This is a genomic window from Nonomuraea rosea, from assembly GCF_039539705.1.
In the GTDB taxonomy this organism is placed as follows: domain Bacteria; phylum Actinomycetota; class Actinomycetes; order Streptosporangiales; family Streptosporangiaceae; genus Nonomuraea; species Nonomuraea rosea.
In genome coordinates, this window is the sequence record NZ_BAABDQ010000042.1 from 1 (window position 1) to 25080 (window position 25080).

20 protein-coding genes, 1 tRNA gene and 1 pseudogene are annotated in these 25080 nt (G+C 69.2%); 11 read left to right on the plus strand and 11 right to left on the minus strand.

From position 1 onward, the window contains the following. The 5 genes and pseudogenes from ABEA43_RS53940 to polA form a co-directional block, all read right to left on the minus strand. Nucleotides 1-1325: pseudogene (locus tag ABEA43_RS53940) on the minus strand (hypothetical protein); the annotation flags it as partial. A gap of 105 nt (nt 1326-1430) precedes the next feature. Further along, nucleotides 1431-2567: an epoxide hydrolase family protein gene (locus ABEA43_RS53945; protein ID WP_345574663.1), complete on the minus strand. Its 1137-nt coding sequence runs from the start codon at nt 2565-2567 to the stop codon at nt 1431-1433. A 157-nt stretch (nt 2568-2724) separates the two neighbouring features. Then, complete coding sequence (gene rpsA / locus ABEA43_RS53950) at nt 2725-4215, minus strand: 30S ribosomal protein S1 (protein WP_345574665.1); 1491 nt, start codon at nt 4213-4215, stop codon at nt 2725-2727. Between the two features lie 190 nt (nt 4216-4405). Next, nucleotides 4406-5455 (minus strand): polysaccharide deacetylase family protein, encoded by a 1050-nt coding sequence (locus ABEA43_RS53955; protein ID WP_345574668.1) that lies wholly within the window; start codon nt 5453-5455, stop codon nt 4406-4408. A 117-nt stretch (nt 5456-5572) separates the two neighbouring features. Continuing rightward, the gene (gene polA / locus ABEA43_RS53960) at nt 5573-8263 is read right to left on the minus strand and encodes a DNA polymerase I (RefSeq protein WP_345574672.1); all 2691 of its coding nucleotides are present in this window, start codon (nt 8261-8263) and stop codon (nt 5573-5575) included. 119 nt (nt 8264-8382) lie between these two features. Between polA and ABEA43_RS53965 the strand changes: the two genes are divergently transcribed. The 6 genes from ABEA43_RS53965 to ABEA43_RS53990 all read left to right on the plus strand — a co-directional run bounded on the left by ABEA43_RS53965 (nt 8383) and on the right by ABEA43_RS53990 (nt 13628). Then, entirely contained in the window at nt 8383-8754 is a 372-nt protein-coding gene (locus ABEA43_RS53965) for a PaaI family thioesterase (protein ID WP_345574872.1), read from the plus strand. 526 nt (nt 8755-9280) lie between these two features. Further along, the gene (locus ABEA43_RS53970; protein ID WP_345574675.1) at nt 9281-10441 is read left to right on the plus strand and encodes a branched-chain amino acid ABC transporter permease; all 1161 of its coding nucleotides are present in this window, start codon (nt 9281-9283) and stop codon (nt 10439-10441) included. A 16-nt stretch (nt 10442-10457) separates the two neighbouring features. Next, a complete protein-coding gene (locus ABEA43_RS53975; protein WP_345574677.1) occupies nt 10458-11456 on the plus strand; it encodes a branched-chain amino acid ABC transporter permease in 999 nt (332 codons plus the stop codon). Continuing rightward, on the plus strand, nt 11446-12384 hold the full coding sequence (locus tag ABEA43_RS53980) for an ABC transporter ATP-binding protein (RefSeq protein WP_345574679.1): 939 nt from the start codon (nt 11446-11448) through the stop codon (nt 12382-12384). Before ABEA43_RS53975 ends, ABEA43_RS53980 begins: the two co-directional genes overlap by 11 nt. 47 nt (nt 12385-12431) lie before the next feature. Beyond that, nucleotides 12432-13166: an ABC transporter ATP-binding protein gene (locus tag ABEA43_RS53985; RefSeq protein WP_345574874.1), complete on the plus strand. Its 735-nt coding sequence runs from the start codon at nt 12432-12434 to the stop codon at nt 13164-13166. An 87-nt stretch (nt 13167-13253) separates the two neighbouring features. Then, the gene (locus ABEA43_RS53990) at nt 13254-13628 is read left to right on the plus strand and encodes a hypothetical protein (RefSeq protein ID WP_345574681.1); all 375 of its coding nucleotides are present in this window, start codon (nt 13254-13256) and stop codon (nt 13626-13628) included. Nucleotides 13629-13695: 67 nt separating this feature from the next. On the opposite strand, the gene ABEA43_RS53995 is transcribed toward ABEA43_RS53990, so the two are convergent. Further along, nucleotides 13696-14991, minus strand: a complete 1296-nt coding sequence (locus tag ABEA43_RS53995) for an ABC transporter substrate-binding protein (protein ID WP_345574683.1) — start codon at nt 14989-14991, stop codon at nt 13696-13698. A gap of 310 nt (nt 14992-15301) precedes the next feature. On the opposite strand from ABEA43_RS53995, the gene ABEA43_RS54000 reads away from it, so the two are divergent. Continuing rightward, nucleotides 15302-16045, plus strand: coding sequence for a hypothetical protein (locus tag ABEA43_RS54000; protein ID WP_345574686.1), 744 nt, complete (start codon nt 15302-15304; stop codon nt 16043-16045). A 49-nt stretch (nt 16046-16094) separates the two neighbouring features. Here the strand turns inward: ABEA43_RS54000 and ABEA43_RS54005 are convergent, their stop codons facing one another. The 3 genes from ABEA43_RS54005 to ABEA43_RS54015 form a co-directional block, all read right to left on the minus strand. Continuing rightward, the gene (locus ABEA43_RS54005; protein WP_345574688.1) at nt 16095-17396 is read right to left on the minus strand and encodes an ABC transporter substrate-binding protein; all 1302 of its coding nucleotides are present in this window, start codon (nt 17394-17396) and stop codon (nt 16095-16097) included. Nucleotides 17397-17678: 282 nt separating this feature from the next. Further along, on the minus strand, nt 17679-18968 hold the full coding sequence (locus ABEA43_RS54010) for an ABC transporter substrate-binding protein (protein WP_345574690.1): 1290 nt from the start codon (nt 18966-18968) through the stop codon (nt 17679-17681). Nucleotides 18969-19120: 152 nt separating this feature from the next. Next, nucleotides 19121-19705 carry an ANTAR domain-containing response regulator gene (locus ABEA43_RS54015; protein ID WP_425570604.1) on the minus strand — a complete coding sequence of 195 codons (585 nt, stop codon included), beginning with the start codon at nt 19703-19705 and terminating at the stop codon, nt 19121-19123. Between the two features lie 113 nt (nt 19706-19818). On the opposite strand from ABEA43_RS54015, the gene ABEA43_RS54020 reads away from it, so the two are divergent. Further along, nucleotides 19819-19892 (plus strand) — tRNA-Leu (locus tag ABEA43_RS54020). Nucleotides 19893-19957: 65 nt separating this feature from the next. Here ABEA43_RS54020 and ABEA43_RS54025 read toward each other — a convergent pair. Further along, on the minus strand, nt 19958-20761 hold the full coding sequence (locus ABEA43_RS54025; protein WP_345574694.1) for an SDR family NAD(P)-dependent oxidoreductase: 804 nt from the start codon (nt 20759-20761) through the stop codon (nt 19958-19960). 70 nt (nt 20762-20831) lie between these two features. Between ABEA43_RS54025 and ABEA43_RS54030 the strand changes: the two genes are divergently transcribed. From ABEA43_RS54030 to dapD, 3 genes are all read left to right on the plus strand, one after another. Then, a complete protein-coding gene (locus tag ABEA43_RS54030) occupies nt 20832-21674 on the plus strand; it encodes a LysR family transcriptional regulator (RefSeq protein ID WP_345574696.1) in 843 nt (280 codons plus the stop codon). A gap of 79 nt (nt 21675-21753) precedes the next feature. Next, a complete protein-coding gene (locus tag ABEA43_RS54035; protein ID WP_345574698.1) occupies nt 21754-22176 on the plus strand; it encodes a pyridoxamine 5'-phosphate oxidase family protein in 423 nt (140 codons plus the stop codon). A gap of 173 nt (nt 22177-22349) precedes the next feature. After that, nucleotides 22350-23312, plus strand: a complete 963-nt coding sequence (dapD, locus tag ABEA43_RS54040) for a 2,3,4,5-tetrahydropyridine-2,6-dicarboxylate N-succinyltransferase (protein WP_345574702.1) — start codon at nt 22350-22352, stop codon at nt 23310-23312. Between the two features lie 319 nt (nt 23313-23631). Here the strand turns inward: dapD and pyk are convergent, their stop codons facing one another. Continuing rightward, a complete protein-coding gene (gene pyk, locus ABEA43_RS54045; RefSeq protein ID WP_345574704.1) occupies nt 23632-25062 on the minus strand; it encodes a pyruvate kinase in 1431 nt (476 codons plus the stop codon). Between the last annotated feature and the right edge of the window lie 18 nt (nt 25063-25080).

Below are 25080 nucleotides of genomic sequence, written 5' to 3' on the forward strand. Positions count from 1 at the left end.
CCCGCCGCCGCGGCGGCCAGCGCCGCCCGCCCGGCCGCGTCGGCCGCCCTGGCCGCCGACATGGCCCGCGCCAGCTCGGGCCAGCGGGAGGAGGAGAGCCCGGCCGCGACGGCGGCGGCGATCCTGCGGGCGTCCACCGTGCGTCCCGGCCCGGCGGGAAGGGGCGCGCGCTCGATCAGGTCGTCGAACACCGCCACCGCGTCGTCGTCGCCCAGCGGGCAGCCCAGGCCGGTCCCGCACCAGTCGCGGAACGCGAGCAGCTGCCGCTCCGTGGCCCGCGCGTGGCTGATCAGCCGCCGTCCGAGACTGGTCTCGGTGTGGTCGGGCACGCCTTCCAGGTACATCCGCCCGGCCCGGCGCGGGAACAGCTCCAGGTACGCCTGCCCGTACACGGCCCCGTAGGCGTTGCCGAAGTACCGCAGCCGCGGCTCGCCCAGCGCGGCGCGCAGGGCGTCGAGGTCGTGGGCCACCTGCCAGGACGTGAGGCCCGCGTAGGCGGGCCCGGCGGCGATGCGGCAACTCCTGTCATAGGCGGCGTTGTCGCGGGCGTAGGCGCGCCACACAGCCGCTCCTGGGGCGAGCTGGAGCCGCACGGGGTCGGGCTGCGCGACCGAGCACCGCACCATGGCGGCGCTCTCCACGTCTCCGAGGCCGCGCGGCTCGACGAGCACCACGTCGAACCACCGGGTCAGCTCGCTGACCGTGTCGGGACGGGCGCGCACGCCCTGGACGGTCGAGCCGGACCCGGTGTTCACCACCAGCGCGCCGAGCCGCCGCAGCGGGTCCTGCGCCGGCATCCGCGCCACATCGATCTCGGTACGCGACCCGCGCGGGCGCGCCCAGTCGACGGGCACGGACAGCTTGGCGCACTGCAGCCGGTCACCGCAGTCCCACCACGACAGCCCGTCCCTCGCCGGGACCCCCGCCTCGTCCGGCCACGCGCCCGCGCGCCCGCCGGATCCCGGCACCGCCGCAGGATCCGGCAGCACGCCGCTCCCGCCGGATCCCCGCTCACCTGCCCCACGGTCCGGCAGCACGCCCGCGCTCGCGTCGCCTCCCCGCACCGCCGCACGGTCCGGCAGCATGCCCGCGCTCGCGTCGCCTCCCCGCACCGCCGCACGGTCCGGCAGCACGCCTGCGGCGCCACCGGAGCCCGGCGCATCCGCCGAGCTGGGGGCCGGATCGGCCAGGGAGATCGGACCGGCGGCCGGCTCGGCCGGGGACGCCAGCGCGCCGAGGCCCGGTGGCGGGGTGAGACAGGCGGCCGCGGCGACCACCAGCACGACCGTCATCCGGATCATCCGCTGAACCACGATGCCCACCACGCCCGCCCCCGTGACTCCATGTAACCGGCGCACGTCAGTCTGTCAGCCGCCATACCGTGCGGGCGACGGGGTTACGAGGACCCCCGGGTAAAATCTCCGCCCCGCTCAGCGAATCATCCGGAAAAAGGCGCGAATGCCCGCCACCAGCGAGCCCGGCGCCGCCAGCCCCACCAGGTGGCTGGGGCTGTGCTCGTTCCCCCAGTACACGATGTCGTTCTCGCGCTCGGCGATCCGCCGCATCAGGGCGGGCCCGCCGTGCGACACGCCGGTCGGCACCTTGCGCTGGGCGACGGGCAGCCCCGCCGCCCCCTCGTAGTACGTCCACGACGACGACCCGCCGGTCCCCGTCAGCCAGTACAGGCTGGCGTTGGTGAGCACCAGGTCACGGCCGATCGGCTCGCTCTCCGGTGAGGACCACCCGTCGAACTCCTTGAACCGCTCCACCAGGTAGGCGAGCTGCGCCACCGGCGAGTCCGCGAACCCGTGCGCGAGCGTCTGCGGCCTGGCCGCCAGATAGGGCCCGTACCCGCTGCCCTGGCCCATCCAGTCGGTCAGCCCGGCCAGCCCGGCCAGCTCCTCCTCGCTCGCCCCTTCGAGCTCGGCGGGATCCCCCGTCGGGATGCCGAGCCCGGCCGTGATGAGCGATCCGGCCACGTGCCCGGAGTCCAGCGCGGCCAGCCGCGGGGTGACGAGCGCGCCCGCGTCGTTGCCCTGCGCCCCGTAGCGCCGGTAGCCGAGGCGGCGCATCAGCTCGGCCCACGTGAGCGCCACCCGGTCGATGCTCCACGGCCGCTCGTCGGCGGGCTCGGGGAACGGTGAGAACGCGAACCCGGGCAGCGAGGGCGCCACCACGTGGAAGGCCGTGCCGGGGTCGAGCCCGTGCCCGCGCGGGTCGGCGAGCGGCCCGATGACGTCCAGGAACTCGGCGACGGTGCTGGGCCAGCTGTGCGTGAGGATCAGCGGCAGCGCGTCCGGCTCGGGCGAGCGCACGTGCAGGAAGTGGATCACCTGCCCGTCGATGACGGTGGTGTACTGCGGGAACGCGTTGAGCCTGGCCTCCTGGGCCCGCCAGTCGAACGCGGCGCCCCAGTAACCGGCCAGCTCGCGCAGGTAGCGCACGGGTACGCCCCTGTCCCACCCGCCCGGCAACTGCCCGGCCCACCTGGTACGCCGCAGCCGCTCCTTCAGATCGTCCAGGTCGGCCTGCGGAATATCGATGCGAAAAGGCGTGATCTCGTCCATGGCCAGAACCCTAGGAACGAATGCGGCAAGGTTCGTTCCGCATGAGCCGTGCCACCACGAACCCGTTCCCCGGACACGCGGAAGGCCCCGCACGAGGATCCGTGCGGGGCCTTCCGGTGAACGCTATGCCTCAGACCAGAGACGAGGACCTAGGGCCTCAGCTCTGACCGCCGGCGAGCTTCTCACGCAGAGCCGCGAGCGCCTCGTCAGAGGCGAGCGCACCACTGGCCGGAGCCGACGAGGAGGAAGAGCTGCTGCCCGCCTGGGGCTGCGTCTCACCGCTGTAGGACGAGGGAGCGGCCTCTCCGGCCTCCGCCTCGGCCTTGCGGGCCTCTTCGATCTGCTTCTTGTGGGCCTCGAAGCGAGTCTGGGCCTCGGCGTACTGCCGCTCCCACTCCTCGCGCTGCTTGTCGAAGCCGTCGAGCCACTCCCCGGTCTCCGAGTCGAAACCCTCCGGGTAGATGTAGTTGCCCTGGTCGTCGTAGGTCGCCGCCATGCCGTAGAGGGTCGGGTCGAACTCGACCTCGGTCCCGACGCCCTCGTTGGCCTGCTTCAGCGACAGGCTGATGCGGCGACGGTCGAGGTCGATGTCGATGATCTTCACGAAGATCTCGTCGCCGACCTGGACGACCTGCTCCGGAATCTCCACGTGGCGCTCGGCCAGCTCGGAGATGTGGACCAGGCCCTCGATGCCCTCCTCGACCCGGACGAACGCGCCGAACGGCACCAGCTTGGTGACGCGGCCCGGAACGACCTGGCCGATCTGGTGGGTGCGGGCGAACTGCTGCCACGGGTCTTCCTGAGTGGCCTTGAGCGACAGGGAGACGCGCTCGCGCTCCATGTCGACGTCGAGGACCTCGACCGTGACCTCCTGGCCGACCTCGACCACCTCGGACGGGTGATCGATGTGCTTCCAGGACAGCTCGGACACGTGCACCAGACCGTCGACGCCGCCGAGGTCCACGAACGCACCGAAGTTGACGATCGAGGAGACGACGCCCTTGCGGACCTGGCCCTTCTGGAGGGTGTTGAGGAACGTCTGGCGAACCTCCGACTGTGTCTGCTCGAGCCAGGCGCGGCGCGACAGAACCACGTTGTTGCGGTTCTTGTCGAGCTCTATGATCTTCGCCTCGAGCTCGCGGCCGACGTACGGCTGCAGGTCGCGGACACGGCGCATCTCGACCAAGGACGCCGGGAGGAAGCCACGGAGGCCGATGTCGAGGATGAGTCCACCCTTGACGACCTCGATGACGGTGCCGGTGACGATGCCGTCCTCGTCCTTGATCTTCTCGATCGTGCCCCAGGCGCGCTCGTACTGCGCGCGCTTCTTGGACAGGATCAGGCGGCCTTCTTTGTCCTCCTTCTGGAGAACCAGGGCCTCGACGTGCTCACCGACCTCCACGACGTCAGCAGGGTCGACATCGTGCTTGATCGAAAGCTCACGCGAGGGAATGACGCCCTCGGTCTTGTAGCCGATGTCGAGAAGAACCTCGTCTCGATCGACCTTGACGACGGTGCCCTCGACGATGTCGCCGTCGTTGAAGTATTTGATGGTCAGATCGATCGCTGCGAGGAATTCTTCCTCGGACCCGATGTCGTTGACCGCTACCTGCGGGGTGCTCGAGGTGGCCTCAGTGCTGGACGTCATGTGTGGAATTGCTCCGAACGCGGACAGATGTCGATGTGGCGATGCGCGGCAGGCCCTCTTCCGCATCAAGCCGAGCAATTACGACATCGACGTGACCGAGCGCGAGCCCGCTCCGTCTGAGGCGCGCGCGAACCCACAGCGCAGCGATCAGCATACGAGACCTTCGCCACGAGGTCAATCCGGGGCCGGATCAGTAGGCGATGACCTGGAGCCCTCGCTTGGCGACGATATTACCTCGCAGAGTCTCCGGGATGGAGATCCGGTCGGGGTCGCCGTCCGACACATAGCGCTCACCAGGGTGCTTATGCAGCCATTCGAGCCAGTATTGCGAGCACCACTTGCGGCACTCGCCCTTTTTGCCGTTGCTCTGGATCCGCTGGATCGCGCCACGATCGAATTTCTTCGCGTAGGGCGAAAGGGAAGGCTCGGCTCCGGCGAGGAACACGCCCGCGAAATCATACCTGGTGCCGTCCCATGCGCCCGCCCGGGCCGCCTTCTTGGTCCTGGGTAGGGAGCCGTACGGCAAAGCCATGGTCCTGGACGGCGGCACGCCGAGTTTCTTGAGCAGGCGTTCGACCCGGACGATCTGCTCGCTGACCTTCTTCCGCTTCAGCGCGCGCAGGTTGGGGTGGTTCCAGGTGTGGTTGGCCACCTCGTAGCCGTGATCGACCAGCCACCGGACGGCGGCCGCCTGGGACTCCCTGTCGCGCATCCCGAACGGCTCCCTGTTGATCCAGAACGTGGCGACCGGCCGAAAGGACGGGAACTTCCTGGCCACCTCCTGGATCACGCCCACGGCCGTGTCAGGTGCGGGGTTGCCGCCGGCGTCCAGGGCGAAGTGGCTCGGATGCCCGTCGTCGAACGTCAGCACGACCGGGAACTTCCCCGCCGGCACCCGGATGTCGCCGGTGGCGAACTCCCTGGCGGTGATCGGCACGTAGCCCTGCCCGGCCAGCTTCTCCAGCTCTTTCCTGAGCTGGCCGGGAGTCCTGTCGATCGAGGCGATCCGCTTGGCGAGGATCCGGTGGTACATCAGCACGGGCACGAGCCCGGCCTCGTTGGCGTGCACCTGCCGGGCGAACCCGGGTGTGGAGACCACCCCCGGCGGCTGGCCGACCGGGGTAGTCGTCGGCGGTGCGGCGCTGCCCTCGACCTTGGCCACGTCCTTCGGCTTGGCGTGCGGCACGTTGCCGGGTGGCATGAGGCTCAGCCCGATGACGGCGACCGTCACCACAGCCACGTTCGCGATGCCGATGATCCGCGTGAGAGACGCTGATAACCGCACAGAACTCCCGGCCGCTCGGTGAGACGAAGCGTCCAGGGTAGTGCAGAACCCCCCGGGCACCCGCCCTGAGGGTCAGTGGCCGGCGTCCTCCCACGTGCGCCCGACGCCCACCGAGACCTCCAGCGGGACCCGCAGATGGTAGGCGGCGTTCATCTGATCGCGCACGAGCGCCGTGAGCCTGTCCAGCTCCCCTGGCGCCACCTCGAACACGAGCTCGTCGTGCACCTGCAGCAGCATCCTGGAGCCCAGCTCCTCCGTCACCATGGCCTGGCGGACGTTGAGCATGGCGACCTTGATGATGTCGGCGGCCGAGCCCTGGATCGGGGCGTTGAGCGCCATCCGCTCGGCCATCTCGCGGCGCTGGCGGTTGTCGCTGGTGAGGTCGGGCAGGTAGCGGCGGCGGCCCATGATCGTCTCGGTGTAGCCGTCGGTGCGCGCCTGCTGGACGATCGCCTGCAGGAAGTCGCGCACGCCGCCGAACTCGGTGAAGTATTCCTCCTTCAGCGCCCGCGCCTCGGCCACCGGGATGTTGAGCTGCCCGGACAGCCCGAAGTCGGACAGGCCGTAGGCCAGCCCGTAGTTCATCGCCTTGATGCGGGCGCGCAGCTCGCCGTCGATCTGCTCGGGCGGCAGGTCGAACACCCGGGCCGCGGTGGCCTGGTGGAAGTCGTGGCCGGACGCGAACGCCTCGATCAGCGACTCGTCGCCCGACAGGTGGGCCATGATGCGCAGCTCGATCTGGCTGTAGTCGGCCGTCAGCAGCGTCTCGTAGCCCGCGCCGACCACGAAGCCCTGCCGGATGCGGCGGCCCTCGGCGGTGCGGATCGGGATGTTCTGGAGGTTGGGCTTCTCCGACGACAGGCGGCCGGTGGCGGCGATGATCTGGTTGAAGGTGGTGTGGATGCGGCCGTCGTCGGAGATCTCCTTGATCAGCCCTTCGACGGTGGTGCGCAGCTTCTGCTGGTCGCGGTGCCGCAGCATGATCGTCGGCAGCTCGTGCTCGGTCTGCGTGGTCAGCCAGGCGAGCTGGTCGGCGTCGGTGCTGAAGCCGGTCTTGATCTTCTTCGTCTTGGGCAGGCTGAGCCGGGTGAAGAGGATCTCCTGGAGCTGCTTGGGCGAGCCGAGGTTGAACTGCTCGCCGACCGACCGGTGCGCCTCCTCCACCGCGTGCTTGACCGCGGCGCCGAACTCGGCCTCCAGGCCCGCGAAGTATTCGCCGTCGACCGCGATGCCCGCGCGCTCCATCTCGGCCAGGACGGCCAGCAGCGGCAGCTCCACGTCGGCCAGCAGCTGGGTGCCGCCCCGCCCGGCCAGGAAGGTCTCCAGGGAGCCGGCCAGCTCGAGCACGGCGTGGGCGCGCAGCGCGAGGTCCTTGGCGGGGGCGTCCTCGTCGTCGCCGAACAGCGCGGCCTGCCCGCTCGACTCCTCCTCGGCCCGCAGGTCGCGGTTGAGGTAGCGCCTGGCCAGGTCTTCGAGCGCGAACGTGCGCTGGCCCGGCATGGCGAGGTAGGCGGCCAGGGCGGTGTCGCAGCTCAGGCCGCGCAGCTCCATGCCCTGCGCCCAGAGGGCCAGGATGGGGCCCTTGGCGTCGTGGACGGCCTTGGGCTTGGTGTCGTCGCCCAGCCAGGCCCGCAGGGCCGCCTCGTCGGCCTCGGTGAGCTTGACGGGGTCGATGTGGGCGGCGGTGCCGTCGGGCGAGGCGATGGCGATGCCCTCGACGCGCCCGGTGCCGCTGCCGTAGACGCCCTTGAAGGCGAGCCCGGCGCGGCCCTGGGGCAGCGCGGCCAGCCAGCCGGCGACCCGGTCGGGGCCGAGGATCACGGTCTCGACCTCGAAGCCCTGCTCGGGCTCCTGCTCGGCGGTGCCGAGCACCTTGAACACGCGCTCGCGCAGCTCCCCGCGGATCTGCAGGGTGTCGAACAGCTTGTTGATCTCCTCGCGCTCCCAGGCGCCCTGCGTGAGGTCGCCGAGCTCGACGTCGAGCGGGACGTCGCGGAGCAGCTCGGTCAGCCGCCGGTTGAGCAGCACCTGGGCGACGTGCTCGCGCAGCTTGTCGCCGACCTTGCCCTTGACCTCGTCGACCCGGTCGACGAGCGCGGTCAGCGAGCCGAACTCGCGCACCCACTTGGCCGCGGTCTTCTCGCCCACGCTGGGGATGCTCAGCAGGTTGTCGCTGGGGTCGCCGCGCAGCGCCGCGAAGTCGGGGTACTGCGCCGGGGTGAGGCCGTATTTCTCCTCGACCGCCTCGGGCGTGAACCTGGTCATGTCGCTGATGCCGCGCCGCGTCATCAGGACCGTGACGTGCTCGTTGACGAGCTGCAGCGCGTCGCGGTCGCCGGTGACGATCAGGACGCTCATCCCCTCGGCGGACGCGCGGGTGGCCAGGGTGGCGATCACGTCGTCGGCCTCGAAGCCCGCCTTGGAGGTGTGCGGGATGCGCAGCGTGTCGAGCAGCTCGTAGATGAGCTGCATCTGACCGCGGAAGTCTTCGGGCGTCTCGCTCCTGTTGGCTTTGTACTCGGCGTATTCCTCGTGCCGGAAGGTCGGCTCCGACCTGTCGAACGCGACCGCCACGTGGGTCGGCTGCTCGTCGCGCAGGATGTTGGTCAGCATCGAGGTGAACCCGTAGACCGCCTCGGTGTGCTGACCGTCGGTGGTCATCAGGTTGGCGTCCTTGAGCGCGTAGAACGCGCGATAGGCCAGGGAATGCCCGTCAAGCAGCAAGAGACACGGGCGGCTGGGGGTCACTTCACTCTTCGGCACGTACGCAGCCTAGTCTGCGTCTCCGACAGAAAACCTGAGCTCGGAAGAGTGGAGACAACCCTTTGACGCAGTCCAACCCCTCAAACCTCGTCCCGGCGGGCCTGGAGGTGCTCAGCGGCATGCACGAGGGCACTCTCGCCGAGCGGATGGGCATCGAGTTCGTCGAGGCCGGGCCCGAGCGGGTCGTGGGCCGGATGCCGGTCGAGGGCAACACCCAGCCGTACGGGCTGCTGCACGGCGGGGCCTCGGCGGTGCTGGCGGAGACGCTCGGCTCGGTGGCCGCGGCCATCCACGCGGGGCCCGACCGCATCGCCGTGGGGATCGAGATCAACGCCACCCACCATCGCTCGGCGCGATCCGGGTATGTGACGGGGGTCGCGACCCGGTTGCACGGGGGCCGCACGCTGGCGACGTACGACATCGAGATCACCGACGAGCAGGGACGACGCGTGTGCACCTCGCGCCTCACCTGCATGCTGCGCGACCGCTGACCCGCCTGCCACTTCTCGCGACCCTTTGCGCACCGCCCCCGCGGGTCGCTACGGTTACCAGGACAAAGCCCGCGGGGAGGCTCAGTAGAAAACGTGTGCGGCCGGGGAAGCCCTGCATGGCCCCAAAGGCCGCCCCGCGGGCTTCTTCCCTTCCGCCGGACGATCGTTATCGATTCGTTCCCGCGAAGCGCCAGGCGTCTTCCCTCATTTAGCCCCTGACCTGGCTTGTTGTTTCCTCACATGAGTGACACGCACGTGTCACTAATTGGTGACGAACGATACTGAACCGGGCGTCGCCCGAATAAGCTCCCGCCACAGCATCCCAGTTGTGCCTGCGATGCCCGCGTGTCGAGATGGAGGGGCACAACCCCACCTTGACCTACTTGAGGGAGCACCATTGCGCAGAGCCGTGATCGCGTTCACGGCCTTCCTGGGTGGACTCGTCTTCCTGCTGGCCAGTCCCGCATACGCGGGCCCGGCCGATTGCCAGGGATTGAAGGGAACACTCAAACTCCAAGGCCAGCCAGTGAACGGCGCCAAAATCTCCGTGACCACCGAGGGCGGACAACCCGTCAAGGAGGTCACGAGCAACGCCCAGGGCACGTGGGACGTTCAGGTCGACAAACCGGGTAAATATCAGGTAACGCTCGATGTCGGCTCGCTTCCTCCGAACAGCGAGGTCCGTGGCGGCACCCATGTCCGCACGCCGACCGTGTACGAGGGAAACTGCTCCACGGTCCTGTTCGCGCTCCAGCCCAAGGCCGCGCCCGGCCAGGCTCAGCCGGAGGACGACGGCGGCAGCTCGTTCTGGACGAGGGCCGCACAGCTCACGTTCGAGGGCCTCAACCTGGGCCTGATCATCGCCCTGGCCGCGCTCGGTCTGTCGCTCATCTACGGCACGACCGGCCTGACCAACTTCGCCCACGGCGAGCTGGTCACGCTCGGCGCGCTCCTGGCCTACGGGTTCAACGTGGGCTTCGGGCTGCATCTCATACCGGCGGCGGTGATCGCCGTGATCGTGGCGGGCGGCCTGGGCTATTTCCAGGACCGCCTGTTCTGGGGCCAGCTCCGCAGGCGCGGCACGGGCACGATCGCCATGATGATCATCTCGATCGGCGTGGCGCTCTTCCTGCGCTACGTGTTCCTGATCTTCTTCGGCGGTGAGAACGAGTCCTTCGCCCAGTACACCGCGCAACCCGGCATCGAGTTCGGGCCGATCTCCGCCGCGCCGAAGAACTTCGTCGCCATGGGCATCGAGCTCGCGGTCCTGATCGTCGTCGGCCTCGCGCTGCTGCGCACCCGTACCGGCAAGGCGGCCCGCGCCGTGGCCGACAACCCCGCGCTCGCGGCCTCGTCCGGCATCAACGTCGACCGCGTCATCCGGATCATCTGGACGCTGGGCGGCGCCATCGCCGCGCTGGCGGGCATCATGCTCGGCGTCTCGCAGAACCTGAAATACACCATGGGCCAGGACATCCTGCTGCTCATCTTCGCCGGCGTGACGCTCGGCGGGCTGGGCACCGCGTTCGGCGCGCTGGTCGGCTCCCTCGTCGTGGGTCTGTTCATCCAGGTCTCGACCCTGTGGGTGCCACCGGAGCTCAAGTCCGTCGGTGCGCTTGCCGTGCTCATCATCGTGCTCCTCGTCCGGCCGCAGGGCATCCTGGGCCGCCGCGAGCGGGTCGGCTGATCGGGGGAGGATCAGAATGGACTGGATCACGATCATCAGCACCACCCTCAAGGCGTCAGTCAACGTCGAGACGGTGATCTACGGCCTCGCGGCCATCGGCATCAACATCCACTTCGGCTACACCGGCCTGCTCAACTTCGGGCAGGCCGCGTTCATGGCCATGGCGGGCTACGGCCTCGCCGTCACCGTCACCGTCGTGGGCCTGCCCTTCTGGGTCGGCATCGCGGCCGGCCTGGCCGGAGCGGTGCTCCTGGCGCTGCTGATGGGCATTCCGACGCTGCAGCTGCGCGCCGACTACCTGGCCATCGTCACGATCGCGGTGGCCGAGATCATCCGGCTCATCTTCCGCTCGGTGACGTTCAAGGACGTCTTCGGCGGCTCCGACGGGCGGCGCGGCTTCTCCGACGGCTTCTACGCGCTCAACCCCTTCCCCGAAGGGGAGTACGGCTTCAACCTCGGCCCCGTCCCGCTCTTCTACAACAACCGGGTGCTCTGGGTGCTGGTCGTCGGCTGGACGCTGATCGCCCTGTGCTGCGTCATCGTCTACCTGCTCATGAAGAGCCCGTGGGGCCGCGTGCTCAAGGCCATCCGCGAGGACGAGGACGCCGTGCGCAGCCTCGGCAAGAACGTCTTCTCGTACAAGATGCAGTCGCTCATCCTGGGCGGCGTCATCGGCGCCCTGGGCGGCTTCATGTACGGCCTGGCCTACGGCTCGGTGCAGCCGGACGTCTTCGGCACCGAGACCACCTTCTACCTCTACACGATGGTCATCCTCGGCGGCGCGGCCCGCGTGCTCGGCCCGGTGGTCGGCGCCGCGCTCTTCTGGGTGCTGCTGGTGCTGATCTACGGTGTCCTCAGCGAGGCGGTCGCCGCCGGGTATGTCACCTTCATGACCACGAACCAGGTGGGCGCGTTCCGTTACATCATCGTAGGTGTCGGCCTCATCGCCTTGCTCGTCTTCCGACCACAGGGCATCTTCGGTGATAAGAGGGAGATAGCAATCGATGCACGCTGAAACCGCTCTCACCGAGCACAAGGCCGCGGCCCTGGCGGCGTTCAAGGACCTGGCCCGCGACCCCGGCGTGCCCAAGCCCGACCCCATCCTGGTGGCGGACAACGTGGTGCGCCGCTTCGGCGGCCTGACCGCCGTCGAGGTGCAGCACGTCGAGGTCCAGCGGGGCTCCATCACCGCGCTGATCGGGCCCAACGGGGCGGGCAAGACCACGTTCTTCAACCAGCTCACCGGGTTCGACACCGCCGACTCGGGCTCGTGGACGTTCAACGGGCGCGCGATGAACGGCGTGCCCGCCCACCGGGTGGCACGCTCCGGCATGGTGCGCACCTTCCAGCTCACCAAGGCGCTCTCGCGCCTGACGGTGCTGGAGAACATGCGCCTGGGCGCCCAGAAGCAGCGGGGCGAGACCTTCTGGCGAGCCCTCGTGCCCAGCTTCTGGCGCGGCCAGGAGGACGAGATCACCGAGCGGGCCGAGGAGCTGCTGGCCCGGTTCAAGCTCGACACCAAGCGGGACGACTTCGCCGGATCGCTGTCCGGCGGCCAGCGCAAGCTGCTGGAGATGGCCCGCGCGCTCATGGTCCAGCCTGAGCTCGTCATGCTGGACGAGCCGATGGCCGGGGTGAACCCGGCGCTGACGCAGTCGCTGCTCGGCCACGTCAAGGACCTGCGCGACCAGGGCATGACGGTGCTGTTCGTGGAGCACGACATGGACATGGTCCGCGACATCAGCGACTGGGTGATCGTCATGGCCCAGGGCACGGTCATCGCCGAGGGACCCCCCTCGACGATCATGTCCGACGAGCGCGTGATCGACGCCTACCTGGGCGCCCACCACGACGCGCCGCTGTCCGAAGGCGAGCTGGAGGCCCAGCTGCACGAGGCCGAGGCCGCGCTCGAGGCCGAGATCGAGGAGGAGACGCAGAAGTGAACGCCGGCCCAGATTCGCAGCAGGCCGTCACCGACCGCAGCGCCCACCTGGCCGGCGCCGAGAGCGCCGTGCTGCGGTGCGACGAGCTGATCGCCGGTTACCTGCCGGGCGTCAACATCCTCAACGGCTCCGACCTCTACGTCGGCGAAGGCGAGCTCATCGGCATCATCGGCCCCAACGGCGCGGGGAAGTCGACGCTGCTCAAGGCCATGTTCGGGCTGGTCAACATCCGCAGCGGCACGGTGCTGCTCAAGGGTGAGAACATCACGAACATGAAGGCCCACTCGCTGGTCTCGCGCGGCGTCGGCTACGTCCCGCAGACCAACAACGTCTTCCCCAGCCTCACCATCGAGGAGAACCTCGAGATGGGCGCCTTCCAGGTGCCGGGGAAGTTCAAGGAGCGCTTCGAGTTCGTGGCCGAGCTGTTCCCCGCGCTCAAGGAGCGGCGCAAGCAGCGCGCCGGCTCCCTGTCCGGCGGTGAGCGGCAGATGGTGGCGATGGCCAGGGCTCTCATGACCGAGCCCTCGGTGCTGCTGCTGGACGAGCCGTCGGCCGGCCTGTCGCCGAAGCTGCAGGACCTGGTGTTCATCCAGGCCCAGCAGATCAACAAGGCGGGCGTGACGGTGATCATGGTGGAGCAGAACGCGCGGCGCTGCCTGCAGATCTGCCACCGCGGCTACGTCCTCGACCAGGGCCGCAACGCCTACACCGGCACCGGGCGGCAGCTCGCCAACGACCCCAAGGTCATCGAGCTGTACCTCGGCACGCTGGCCAAGGCGTAGCTCGATCCGAACGGAGAAGGGGCTCCCCCGGGGCCCCTTCTCCGTTCTTTAATGAGCGATGTGAAACGTCTGGCGACAATCGCGCTCATGCTTCCCGTCCTGCTCGTCGGCTGCCAGGACGACGCCTCCTCCGCCGAGAAATACAGCACCGGCGGCGACGCCACCGACAGCCCGTGCGCTCGCGTGGTCTCCTCCATCGGGTACGCCGGCCTCATGCTGAAGCCGAAGGGCCAGGAGGACCGGCAGTACTTCGAGGACGCCGTGATCGGCCGCCTGGCGGAGGTGCGCGGGATCACCCTGCAGTTCGGCGGCCGGCTGCCGCAGTCGCTCCAGGGGGCCGTGGAGACCGTCAAGACGACGACCGCGGGCCTGTCCAGGAACGACGTGCCGCGGGCGCGGCAGGTGACGCTGCTGAAGCAGTACCGGGTCGCCGCCGACGCGATCGTGGCGGGGTGCGAATGACAGAAGGGCCCGGCCGTGGTGGCCGGGCCCTTCTCGCTACGTGACTGCCGCTCCCACGGCCTGACGACTAGCCGGCGATGTTGCCGGTGCGGTACTCGAGCGCCTTGGTGGCGTACTTGTTGTCGCCGCCGTACTGGTAGATGCCGATGGTCGCGACGGCCGGGTCACCGGCGTCGTTGAACTCGACCGGGCCGCTGACGCCCTCGTAGTCGATGTCCTTGCCGGCCTTCAGCAGGTCGACGCACTCCTTGAAGCTCTTGCACTTCTCGCCGCCCTTGCTGACCTCGATCAGCTTGGCCGCGACGTCGACGCCCGCGTCGCTCTTGGCGGCCTCGGCGGCCAGCGCGATCAGGTTCGCCGCGTCGTAGGACTCAGGGGCGTAGCTGAAGTCCTTGAGGTCGGCGTTGACTCCGACCAGCTTCTTCTGGAAGTCCTCGGGAGCCGCCGCGCCGGGGATGGTGCCCTTGACGCCGTCCAGCGTGCCCTTGGGCATCTTCAGGTAGTTGGTGTTGGAGGTGTTGCCGTCCACCATGTACCACTTGTGCTTGGTGGCCGGCAGGCCCTGCTTGACCAGCTCGTTGACGACCTTGGCGGTCTCGTCGAAGCCGATCAGGACGATGCCCTTGGGGCTCTTCGTCTTGATCTTGGCGACCTCGGCGGAGAAGTCGGCGGCCTTCGGGTCGTAGTCGACGCGCTCGACCACTTCGGCGCCGCCGTCCGTGACGGTCTTCTGCACCTGGTCGGCCAGGCCGGTGCCGTAGGAGTCCTGCATGGCCAGGATGCCGACCGTGTCGTTGCCGTCGGCCACGATCAGGTCACCGAGCACACGGCCCTGCAGCTTGTCCGGCGGCGAGGTGCGGAAGTACAGGCCCTTGTCACTGATGGTGGTGAACTTGTCGGAGGTGTTGGCGGGCGAGAAGTGGATGACGCCCGCACCCGTGATCTTGTCGATCACCGACTCCGACACCGACGAGGAGGCCGCGCCGATGATGGCGTCCGCCTTCTGCGCCAGCAACTTGTCCACCGACTGCGAGGCGATGTTGGTCGTCGTGTCGCCCGAGTCCGTGTCGATCTTGGTGACCGGCTTGCCGAGCACTCCTCCGGCCTCGTTGATCTCCTTGAGAGCGAGGTCGACGCCCGCGAACTCGGGCGGGCCGAGGAAGGCGAGCGAGCCGGTCTGGGGCAGCAGCGTACCCAGGGTGAGGGTGCCGTCCCCCTTTGCCGCAGGGGCCGCCGAGGATTGCGCGGCACTTGGGGAGGTCTGGGTGGCGGTGTTGCTGCCGCCACCGCCGCAGGCTGTCAGGGCCAGGCTGGTGGCAGCCACGACAGCCAGCACCCGTCCTGCGGGAGCAATGCGGATCATGAAGTGTCTCCTTCATTCCAGGCCGGGATCCGTCAGCACCGCCGAGCGTTCCCGATCGAATGACGGAAACGTATAAAACCGCAGGATGCTTCGACAGATCCGCCGGGGAACTGTCGGCACTTGGATGCGGAGTCGTAATCAGTCCTCAACTTACGGGACCTGCGCAAGGACGCTTAATGTGCGACGGGTGAAGCGCAAAACGCTCCCCATCCTTCTCGTGCTCCTCCTCGCCGGCTGCGGCTCCTCCGGGCAATCCTCCTCTCCGCCCGCCGCATCGTCCAGTGGATCGCCTTCAGGACCGCCCGGAGGCGTGTCCGTCTCGCTGGCGCAGTGGCGTTCCGACGAGCCCGTGCACGCGCTCCAGGTCGCCGTCCGAAATACCAGCGACACACCGGTCTATTTCGCCGACCTGCAGTTGGTCACGCCCTCGTTCCAGACGCTGCCGGCGAAGAAGGCCGACGCCACCATCAAGAAGACCGAGCGCACGGACCTGCCGATCCCCTTCGGCGCCGCCAACTGCTCCCCTCAGGGCCTGCCGGAGCTGCGCCCCGCGACCGTCGTGGCCCACGTGAGCACCGGTTCAGGGCCGCTGCGTGAGGTGGTCTTCGACGTGCCACACCCTGATCCGCTGCTGACCAGGCTGCTGCGGGACGAATGCTCCGAGTTCCTGATCAAGCAGGCGGCGAGCATCGAGTTCGGCCCCGGGTGGAAGCAGTCGGGCAAGGCCATGCGGGGCGAGCTGGTCGTCACCCGGCGCGGCGCCGGCGCGGTGACGCTGAACGACATGAACGGCACCACCCACTTCATCGTCACCCCCGGGCACCGGCCCCTGGGCGTGCTCAAGGCCGCTGAGAAGGGGCTGAGAGCGCCGATCGCGCTCACTCCCGGCCGGTGTGACCCGCACGCGTTCGCGGAGGCCAAGAAGGCCTTCCAGTTCCCCGTGCGGGCCAGCATCGACGGGGGCGAGGAGCGGGTGGTGATCGTCGTGCCGCCCAAGCCGCTGCAGGACCGCCTCATCGCGTACGCGCTCAAGGCGTGCGGCCTGGGCGGCTGACGATCCGGAGTGAGCGCCGCCACGGCCGAGCCGCGGCCGGCGCTCCGGCTCAGCCCTCGATCTTGCCGGTACGATACTCCAGCGCCTTGCCGGGGTACTTGTTGTCGTCGCCGTACTCGTAGACGCCGATCGTGGCCACGGCCGGGTCACCGGCGTCGTTGAACTCGATCGGGCCGCTGACGCCGTCGTAGTCGATGTCCTTGCCGGCCTTCAGCAGGTCAGCGCACTCCTTGAAGCTCTTGCACTTCTCGCCGCCCTTGCTGACCTCGGGCAGCTTGGCCGCGATGGACTTGCCCGTGTCGTCCTTGGCGGCCTCGGCGGCCAGGGCGATCAGGTTCGCCGCGTCGTACGACTCGGCGGCGTAGGTGTAGTCCTTGAGGCCGGCGTTGATCGCCTGGAGCTTCTTCCTGAAGTCCTCGGGGGCCTCGGCGCCGGGGATGGTGCCCTTGACGCCCTTGAGCGTGCCCTTCGGCATCTTCAGGTAGTTGGTGTTCGACATGTTGCCGTCCACCATGTACCACTTGACCTTGTCGGTCGTCAGCCCCTGCTTGACCAGCTCGGCCACGACCTTGGCGCCCTCCTCGAAGCCGATCAGCACGATCGCCTTCGGGTTCTTCGCCTTGATCTTGGACACGTCGGCGGAGAACTCCGGCGCCTTCGGGTCGTAGTCCACGCGCTCGACGACGGTGGCCCCGGCGCCCTCGGCCGTCGTCTTGATCTGGTCCGCCAGGCCGGAGCCGTAGGAGTCCTGCATGGCGAGGATGCCGATGGTGTCGTTGCCGTCGGCGGCGATCAGGTCACCGAGCACGCGGCCCTGGAGCTTGTCCGGCGGCGCGGTGCGGAAGTACAGGCCGTTGTCGCTGATCGTGGAGAACTTGTCCGAGGTGTTGGCCGGCGAGAACTGCACCACGCCCGAGCCGGTGATCTTGTCGATGATCGACTCCGACACCGACGAGGAGGCCGCGCCGATGATCGCGTCCACCTTCTGGGCCAGCAGCTTGTCCACCGACTGCGAGGCGATGTTCGTGGTCGTGTCGCCGGAGTCCGTGTGGACCTTGTTGATCGGCTTGCCGAGCACGCCCCCGGCCTCGTTGATCTCCTTGACAGCCTGGTCGACACCGGCGAACTCGGGCGGTCCGAGGAACGCCAGCGAACCGGTCTGCGGCAGCACCGTGCCGAGCGTCAGCGTGCCGTCGCCCTTCGCAGGAGCCGAGGAGGCCGCCGCGGACGGCGCCCCCGACTCGGACTGCTGGGCGGAGGTGTCGCCACTGCCGCCGCCACAGGCCGTCAAGGCCAGGCTCGCCGCGGCCGCGACGGCCAGGACGCGTCCTGCTGGAGCAATGCGGATCATAAAGAGACTCCCCCTATCTCAACGAAGGAACGATCACCTTCGCTGGGTTTTCCGAGCTCAGCATGCCTGCAAGACCAGACGGTGAGGAGTTCTTACGCGGCTTTTATACAGATTCGTAATGTCCCAAACACCCATAGTAATGGGATGTTTCACCAGAGTTACGGTCACCCCAACAACAAACCGGCCCTGACTGATATTTCAGGATCAGGACCGGAATGTCTGTTGCGTGGGGGAATCTATGGGTCCAGCGATAGTCATGGGTTCGGTGAGCCGGAACGAGCCTCAGCCGGCGATGGCGCCTTTGCGATATTCGAGCGCCTTGCCCGCGTCGAACTTGTTGTCCGCGCCGTACTGGTAGACGCCGATCGTCGCGACCGAGGGGTCGCCCACGTCGTTGAAGTCGACCGGGCCGCTGACGCCGTCGTAGTCGATGTCCTTGCCGGCCTTCAGCAGGTCGGCGCACTCCTTGAAGCTCTCGCACTTGTCGCCGGTCTTGCTGACCTCGACCAGCTTGGCCGCGATGTCGGCGCCCGCGTCGCTCTTGGCGGCCTCGGCGGCCAGCGCGATCAGGTTCGCCGCGTCGTACGACTCGGCGGCGTAGGTGTACTCGGTGAGCTTGGCGTTGACGGCCAGCAGCCGCTTCTGGAACGCCTCGGGGGCCGCCGCGCCGGGCAGCGTGCCCTTGACGCCCTCCAGCGTGCCCTTGGGGGCCTTGACGAAGTTGGTGTTCGACATGTTGCCGTCCACCATGTACCACTTGTGCTTGTCGGCCGTCAGCCCCTGCTTGACCAGCTCGTTGACGACCTTCGCCGTCTCGTCGAAGCCGATCAGCACGATCGCCTTCGGGTTCTTCGCCTTGATCTTGGCCACGTCGGCGGAGAAGTCCGCCGCCTTCGGGTCGTAGTCCACCCGCTCCACGATCGTGGCCCCGGCCGCCTGCGCGGTCTCGGTCACCTGATCGGCCAGTCCGGAACCGTAAGAGTCCTGCATGGCCAGGATCCCGATGGTGTCACTGCCATCGGCGACCACCAGGTCACCCAGGACCCGCCCCTGAAGCTTGTCCGGCGGCGCGGTGCGGAAGTACAGCCCCTTGTCGTTGATCGTGGTGAAGCCGTCCGAGGTGTTCGCGGGCGAGAACTGCACCACACCCGCTCGCGTGATCTTGTCGATGATCGACTCCGACACCGAGGAGGAGGCCGCGCCGATGATCGCGTCCACCTTCTGGGTCAGCAGCTTGTCCACCGACTGCGAGGCGATGTTCGTGGTGGTGTCGCCGGAGTCCGTGTCGGACTTCGCGACCGGCTTGCCGAGCACGCCCCCGGCCTCGTTGATCTCCTTGAGCGCCAGGTCCACGCCGGCGAACTCGGGCGGCCCCAGATACGCCAGCGAACCCGTCTGCGGCAGCACCGTGCCGATGGTCAGCGTGCCGTCCCCCTTTGCGGCCGAGGAGGGCTGAACCGAGGCGGACCCGGCGGTGTCGGGTCTGGCGGTCGTGTTGCCGGACGAGCACGCCGCCAGCGCGAGGCAGGCCGCGACCGCGGACACGGCCGGCGCGCGGAAAATGCGGATCATCGAAAGCGTCTCCGTTCGAGATGAGCGGACCTTCCGTCCGCCCATCAGTTACGCGCCGGGACGCCTGCCGCGATAGGAGCCGAAGCCGGTTGGATGCCCAGTCGTGACCGCACCACAACCCATCGCGCCGAATCACCTGATAATGCGTTTTCTCACGTCCGCTCGCCGGGGTCGTCTATAACGATCTGGGCAACCTCGCGCATGCTCAGCCGGCGGTCCATCGACGCCTTCTGGATCCACCTGAACGCCTGCGGCTCGCTCCAGCCGTGCTGCGTCATCAGCTGACCCTTGGCCCGCTCCACCAGCTTCCTGGTCTCCAGCCGCTCCGACAGGCTCGACACCTCGGCGGCCAGCGCCACCATCTCCTCGTGCCTGCTCACCGCCATCTCGATGGCCGGCACCAGGTCCGCCTTCGTGAACGGCTTGACCAGGTAGGCCATCGCCCCCGCGTCCCTGGCCCGCTCCACCAGGTCACGCTGGGAGAAGGCGGTCAGGATGAGGCAGGGGGCGATGCGCTCGGACACGATGCGCTCGGCGGCGGAGATGCCGTCGAGCACGGGCATCTTCACGTCCAGGATGACCAGGTCCGGCCTCAGGTCGGCGGCCAGCTGGATCGCCTGCTCGCCGTCCCCGGCCTCGCCCACGACGACGTAGCCGTCCTCCTGGAGCATCTCCTTGAGGTCGAGGCGGATCAGGGCCTCGTCTTCCGCGATCACTACTCGCCGCTGCGTACTCACGAGCAGAAGAGTACAGACGTCCGGTAGATTAGATCCACGCCGGTGCGAGCCGACCATTGAGTTGGTCTACGCTTGGCCCTGCGATGAGGACGGATCCCGAGAAGTCCGATCCTGCCCCGGTATTCCAATTGGCAGAGAAGGCGGACTCAAAACCCGCACAGTGTGGGTTCGAATCCCACCCGGGGCACCTACCAACCGCCCGGGCCCAGCACGGACCGGGCGGTTGCGCTTTTCCCGCCCTTTGCTCGCCGATCACCAGCGCACGATCCCCTCGTCGTCGAAGAACCCGCCCGTCGGGCCGCCCGGGGCGAGAGTGGCGAGCTCGACGATGATCGCCGCGCCGTCCGCGGCGCTGCGCGTGATCGTGAACGGCAGATCCTTGGTGAAGTCGGTGGCGCAGGCGCCGGGAGCGGCGGCGTTGACCAGGATGCCGTCCTTGCGCAGCTCCTTGGCGTATTGGACGGTGAGCTGGTTGAGCGCGGTCTTCGACACCGGATACGTCGCGGAGGCCGGCAGCCCGGACATGTAGTGCGCGGGATCGGTGTGGTGCGCGAGCGAGCCGACGCCGCTGGAGACGTTCACGATGCGGGCCGCCGGCGAGCGTCTGAGCAGGGGCAGCAGGGCGTTGGTGACCATGAGGACGCCGATGACGTTCGTCTCCAGCACCTCCCGCACGGTGGCCGGGCCGGTGGCGCTGGGCGGGTCGCCCACCGGGCCGGCCACGCCCGCGTTGTTGACCAGCACGTCGAGGCGGCCCGGCGCGGCCTCGATCGCGGCGGCGGCGGCCGCGATCGTGGCCGGGTCGGTGACGTCGAGCACGATCGGGCGCACGTCGCCACCCGCCGCGCGCAGCCGGGCCGCCGCCTGCTCGCCCCTCGCGCGGTCGCGCGAGCCGAGCAGCACCGTCATGCCCCTGGCCGCGAGCGCCGCCGCGACCTCGAAGCCGATCCCCTTGTTCGCCCCGGTCACCAGAGCGGTCGTCTTCCCCGCGCTGTCCTTGATGGTCGCTGCTGGAGCGCTTTCCGTCGTGGCCTCTGCTGGAGTGCTTTCCGTCATGCCGGAAGCACACCATCGCTCGCAGGCGCGCGGCCAACACCGGCTGGGTCTCAGCCCATACCCTGACGGTATGGAGACGCGCGAGCTGGCCTACTTCGCCGCCGTCGCGGAGGAGCTGCACTTCGGGCGGGCGGCCGAACGGCTGGGGATGGCGCAGCCGCCGCTGTCCCGGGCCATCCAGAAGCTGGAGCGGCGGCTCGGGGTCACGCTCATCGACCGTTCCGGGCGCACGATCGCGCTGACGCCCGCGGGTGAGGTGCTGGCGGAGGAGGCGGCCAAGGTCCTCGACGCGCTAGCCGCGGCGACGGAGCGCACGCGGCGGGCGGGGCGGGCCGCGCCGCGGCTCGTCGTGGCGCTCAAGCCGGGCGGCGACGGCGGCCTGCTGCCCGCTTTGCTCGACGCCTACCGCGCCGATCCCGACGCCGTCGAGGTGGAGCTGGTCCTGTGCGCGGTGGCGGAGCGGGCGCGGATGCTCCGCGACGGGCGGGCCGACGTGGCGTTCCTGCATTCCCCGTACGAGGACCTGACGGGGTTCGACAGCGAGCCGCTCCGGGTGGAGGGCGGCGTGGCGATCATGCGGTCCGGGCACCCGCTGGCCGATCGGGCCTTCGTGCGCCAGGCAGACCTGGACGGCGATCCGACGCCCTGCTGGCCGGCCCGGCATCCCGAGATCACCGATCCGGCGACGCTGATGCAGCTCTCCGCGCTGGGGCGGTTGATCGTGGTGGCGCCGGAGTCGGTCAGGGAGCAGCTGCGGCGGGATCTGGCGTGCGTGCCCGTGCTCGACGCCCCGCCGACCACCGTGGTGCTGGCGTGGCCGGAGCGGACGCGGTCGCGGGCGCTGGCGGCGTTCGTCCGCACGGCGGCGGCGCTCGCCGAACGCCGTCCCTTTTACGCCGACGATCAGCCATAAAGCGGCAGGAGGAAGCTTTCGGGAACGCTCCCACCGGGAATGACCGTTTCACGATCGGTGCAGACGGGGGTGGGGCGGGATGCCGTTGAGCGTTTCGATTCGGGAGGCGTTTCTGGCGGAGGCGCGCATCGCGAGCCTGGCCGTCGAGTCGGGCGAGGGCCGGGCGCCCCTGAACGTGCCCGTCTGGTACGACTACACCCCCGGCGGTGAGATCCGCTTCCTGACCGACGGCGACTCGATCAAGGCCAAGCTGATCGCCAAGGCGGGCCGGTTCTCGATCCTGGTCCAGCGGACGAGCCCGACCTACCGGTACGTGTCCGTGGAGGGGCCCGTGGTGCGCTCGGGCCCGACGACCCTGGACGACCTCACCCGCATCTCGTCGCGCTATCTGCCGCCCGACGCCGTGTCGGGTTACGTGCAGGGCTCGGACCTGAACGTGCTGGTGACGTTCCGCATGCGGCCGGACCACTGGCTCTCGGCCGACCTGGGCGCCCTCGACTGACCCGGCCAGAGCGCCGCCAGGCGCCCGGCCACGGCACCCCCGGCTGACACCGCCGGAGATGCGGCCCGATCGCCCTCCGGCTGACACCGCCAGAGACAAGCCAGGCTCCTGGCCATGCGGCTTCGGCGGAGCCGCTCGCCCTCAGTCGTCCCTCGAAACGGTATTTTTGGCCCGTGACTGCTATCGATCCCACTTCCACCGGCGCGTTCGGCGTCGGCCTCGCGACCATCGCCGGCGACGGCACCGTACTCGACACCTGGTTCCCCTCTCCCGAGCTGGGCGACGCGCCCCTCACGGGCACCGAGCGGCTCTCCGCCGACGCGGCCGGGGAACTGGCCGGGCTGGCGGGCCCCGACGCGGCGCGGGGCGTGGAGGTGGTGGCGGTGCGCACCGGCATCTCCAAGCTCTCGGAGCCGCCCGCGGACGCCCACGACGTCTACCTGCGGCTGCACCTGCTGTCCTCCCGCCTCGTCAAGCCGCACGGCGCGAACCTGGACGGCATCTTCGGCCTGCTCGCCAACGTCGTGTGGACCAGCTTCGGCCCCTGCCCCGTGCCGGACTTCGAGCGCACGCGCCTGCGGCTGCGGGCCAGGGGCGCGGTGACGGTGTACGGGGTGGACAAGTTCCCGCGGATGGTGGACTACGTGCTGCCCGCGGGCGTGCGGATCGCCGACGCCGACCGGGTACGGCTCGGCGCCCACCTGGCCGGCGGCACCACGGTCATGCACGAGGGCTTCGTGAACTTCAACGCCGGCACCTTGGGCGCCTCGATGATCGAGGGCCGCGTGTCGGCCGGCGTGGTGGTCGGCGACGGCTCCGACGTGGGCGGCGGCGCCTCGATCATGGGCACGCTGTCAGGCGGCGGCAAGCAGGTCATCTCGATCGGCGAGCGCTGCCTGCTGGGCGCGAACGCGGGCATCGGCATCTCGCTGGGCGACGACTGCGTGGTGGAGGCCGGCCTGTACGTGACGGCGGGCACGAGGGTCGCCCTGCCGGACGGGACGGTGGTCAAGGCGGCCGAGCTGTCGGGCTCGAACGGCATCCTGCTGCGCCGCAACTCGCAGTCGGGCGCGGTGGAGGCCATCCCACGCCAGGGCGGCACCATCGAGCTCAACGCCGCCCTCCACGCCAACTGACCGGGCGGGCCACGCTTAGAAGGTGAGCGTCCCTTCCCCAGGCGGCGCTCACCGACCGGGCCACCGGCGAGTGTGACGCGGGTGGCTCACGGCTGCTCCCTGGTCGTGTCCCGGTCCGCCGGGGCCACGGTCAGGGCCCACAGGGCGGCTCGTAACGGCGACCGGCCGCTGACGGGTCAGCGGCCGTTTCCTGGAGGGCCCTCAGCCGGTTACGGCGGGTGGCTCAACCGTGCGAAGCCGTACAAGATGGGGTCCTTGATTGGAGGGCCCAGCCGACGACGGCGGGGCTCAAACCGACCAAAGATGAGGCCTTTAATCCTCAATGGGCGTGGGACACCGCCGAGCCGATGGTGTGGACGCGGAGGGCGTTGGTGGAGCCCGGGGTGCCGGGAGGCGAGCCCGCCACGATGACCACCTTGTCGCCCTTCTCCAGCCGCCCCGACGACAGCAGCGAAGCCTCCACCTGCCGCACCATGTCATCCGTGTGGTGCACGAACGGCACGTGGTAGGTCTCCACCCCCCACGTCAGCGACAGCTGCCCCCGCACGTGCGCCGCGGAGCTGAAGGCCAGCAGCGGGATCGGCGACCGGTAGCGGGCCAGCCGCCGCGCCGTCTCCCCCGACATCGTGAACGCCACCAGCGCCTTCGCCCCCACGATGGCGCCCACCTCGGCCGCCGCCCGCGCGATCGCGCCGCCGGTGGTCTCCGGCATGCGGTCCAGCGTGTGCGTGGCGTGCAGCCACGACTTCTCGGCGGCGCAGGCGATGCGGTCCATCGTCGAGACGGACTCGATCGGGTAGCTGCCCACCGAGGTCTCACCCGACAGCATGACGGCGTCGGCGCCGTCCATGACCGCGTAGGCCACGTCGGAGGCCTCGGCGCGGGTGGGGCGCGGGGCGTTCATCATCGAGTCGAGCATCTGCGTGGCGACGATGACCGGGCGGGCCTTCTCGCGGCAGAGCTCGATGATGCGCCGCTGCACGATCGGCACCTGCTCCAGCGGCAGCTCGACACCGAGGTCGCCGCGGGCCACCATGATGCCGTCGAAGGCCTCGACGATCTCGGGCAGGCGGTCGACGGCCTGCGGCTTCTCGATCTTGGCGAGCAGCGGCAGGCGAACGGCCTCCTGCTCCATGATGTTGCGCACCACGTCGGCGTCGGACGGGCGGCGGACGAAGGACAGGGCGATCATGTCGACGCCGGTGCGCAGCGCCCAGCGCAGGTCGGCCTCGTCCTTGTCGGTCAGCGCGGGCGCGCTGACGTTGACGCCGGGCAGGTTGAGGCCCTTGTTGTCGGAGATCATGCCGCCGATGACGACGCGGGTGACGATGCGCTCGCTGTCGACGCGGGTCGCCTCCAGGACGAGGCGGCCGTCGTCGACCAGGATCGTGTCACCGGGGCGGACGTCGTTGGGCAGCCCCTTGTAGGTGGTGGAGACCTGCTCGCGGTCGCCTGGCACGTCTTCTGTGGTGATGGTGAAGACGTCGCCGAAGGCCAGCCTGACGGGACCCTCTTCGAATGTGCCGACACGGATCTTGGGGCCCTGCAGGTCTGCGAGCACGCCTACACCGCGGCCGAGGTCGGCCGCCACCTCCCTGACCCGGTCATAAACCTCTCTGTGCAGGTCATGGTTGCCATGGCTGAGGTTGAACCGTGCCACGTCCATGCCGGCGGCGATCAGCTCGCGGAGGCGTTCTTTGGACGATGTGGCGGGGCCTAGGGTGCAGACGATTTTCGCGCGACGAGTCACGAGTCCTACCTTAATTGG

Excerpts from the sequence above, each read along its gene's own strand:
- ABEA43_RS53945 (WP_345574663.1), bottom strand. The coding sequence starts at position 2,567 with ATGGACGAGATCACGCCTTTTCGCATCGATATTCCGCAGGCCGACCTG.
- rpsA (WP_345574665.1), bottom strand. The coding sequence starts at position 4,215 with ATGACGTCCAGCACTGAGGCCACCTCGAGCACCCCGCAGGTAGCGGTC.
- ABEA43_RS53965 (WP_345574872.1), top strand. The coding sequence starts at position 8,383 with ATGCACGAGGGCACTCTCGCCGAGCGGATGGGCATCGAGTTCGTCGAG.
- ABEA43_RS53975 (WP_345574677.1), top strand. The coding sequence starts at position 10,458 with ATGGACTGGATCACGATCATCAGCACCACCCTCAAGGCGTCAGTCAAC.
- ABEA43_RS53980 (WP_345574679.1), top strand. The coding sequence starts at position 11,446 with ATGCACGCTGAAACCGCTCTCACCGAGCACAAGGCCGCGGCCCTGGCG.
- ABEA43_RS53990 (WP_345574681.1), top strand. The coding sequence starts at position 13,254 with ATGCTTCCCGTCCTGCTCGTCGGCTGCCAGGACGACGCCTCCTCCGCC.
- ABEA43_RS53995 (WP_345574683.1), bottom strand. The coding sequence starts at position 14,991 with ATGATCCGCATTGCTCCCGCAGGACGGGTGCTGGCTGTCGTGGCTGCC.
- ABEA43_RS54005 (WP_345574688.1), bottom strand. The coding sequence starts at position 17,396 with ATGATCCGCATTGCTCCAGCAGGACGCGTCCTGGCCGTCGCGGCCGCG.
- ABEA43_RS54010 (WP_345574690.1), bottom strand. The coding sequence starts at position 18,968 with ATGATCCGCATTTTCCGCGCGCCGGCCGTGTCCGCGGTCGCGGCCTGC.
- ABEA43_RS54025 (WP_345574694.1), bottom strand. The coding sequence starts at position 20,761 with ATGACGGAAAGCACTCCAGCAGAGGCCACGACGGAAAGCGCTCCAGCA.
- ABEA43_RS54030 (WP_345574696.1), top strand. The coding sequence starts at position 20,832 with ATGGAGACGCGCGAGCTGGCCTACTTCGCCGCCGTCGCGGAGGAGCTG.
- ABEA43_RS54035 (WP_345574698.1), top strand. The coding sequence starts at position 21,754 with ATGCCGTTGAGCGTTTCGATTCGGGAGGCGTTTCTGGCGGAGGCGCGC.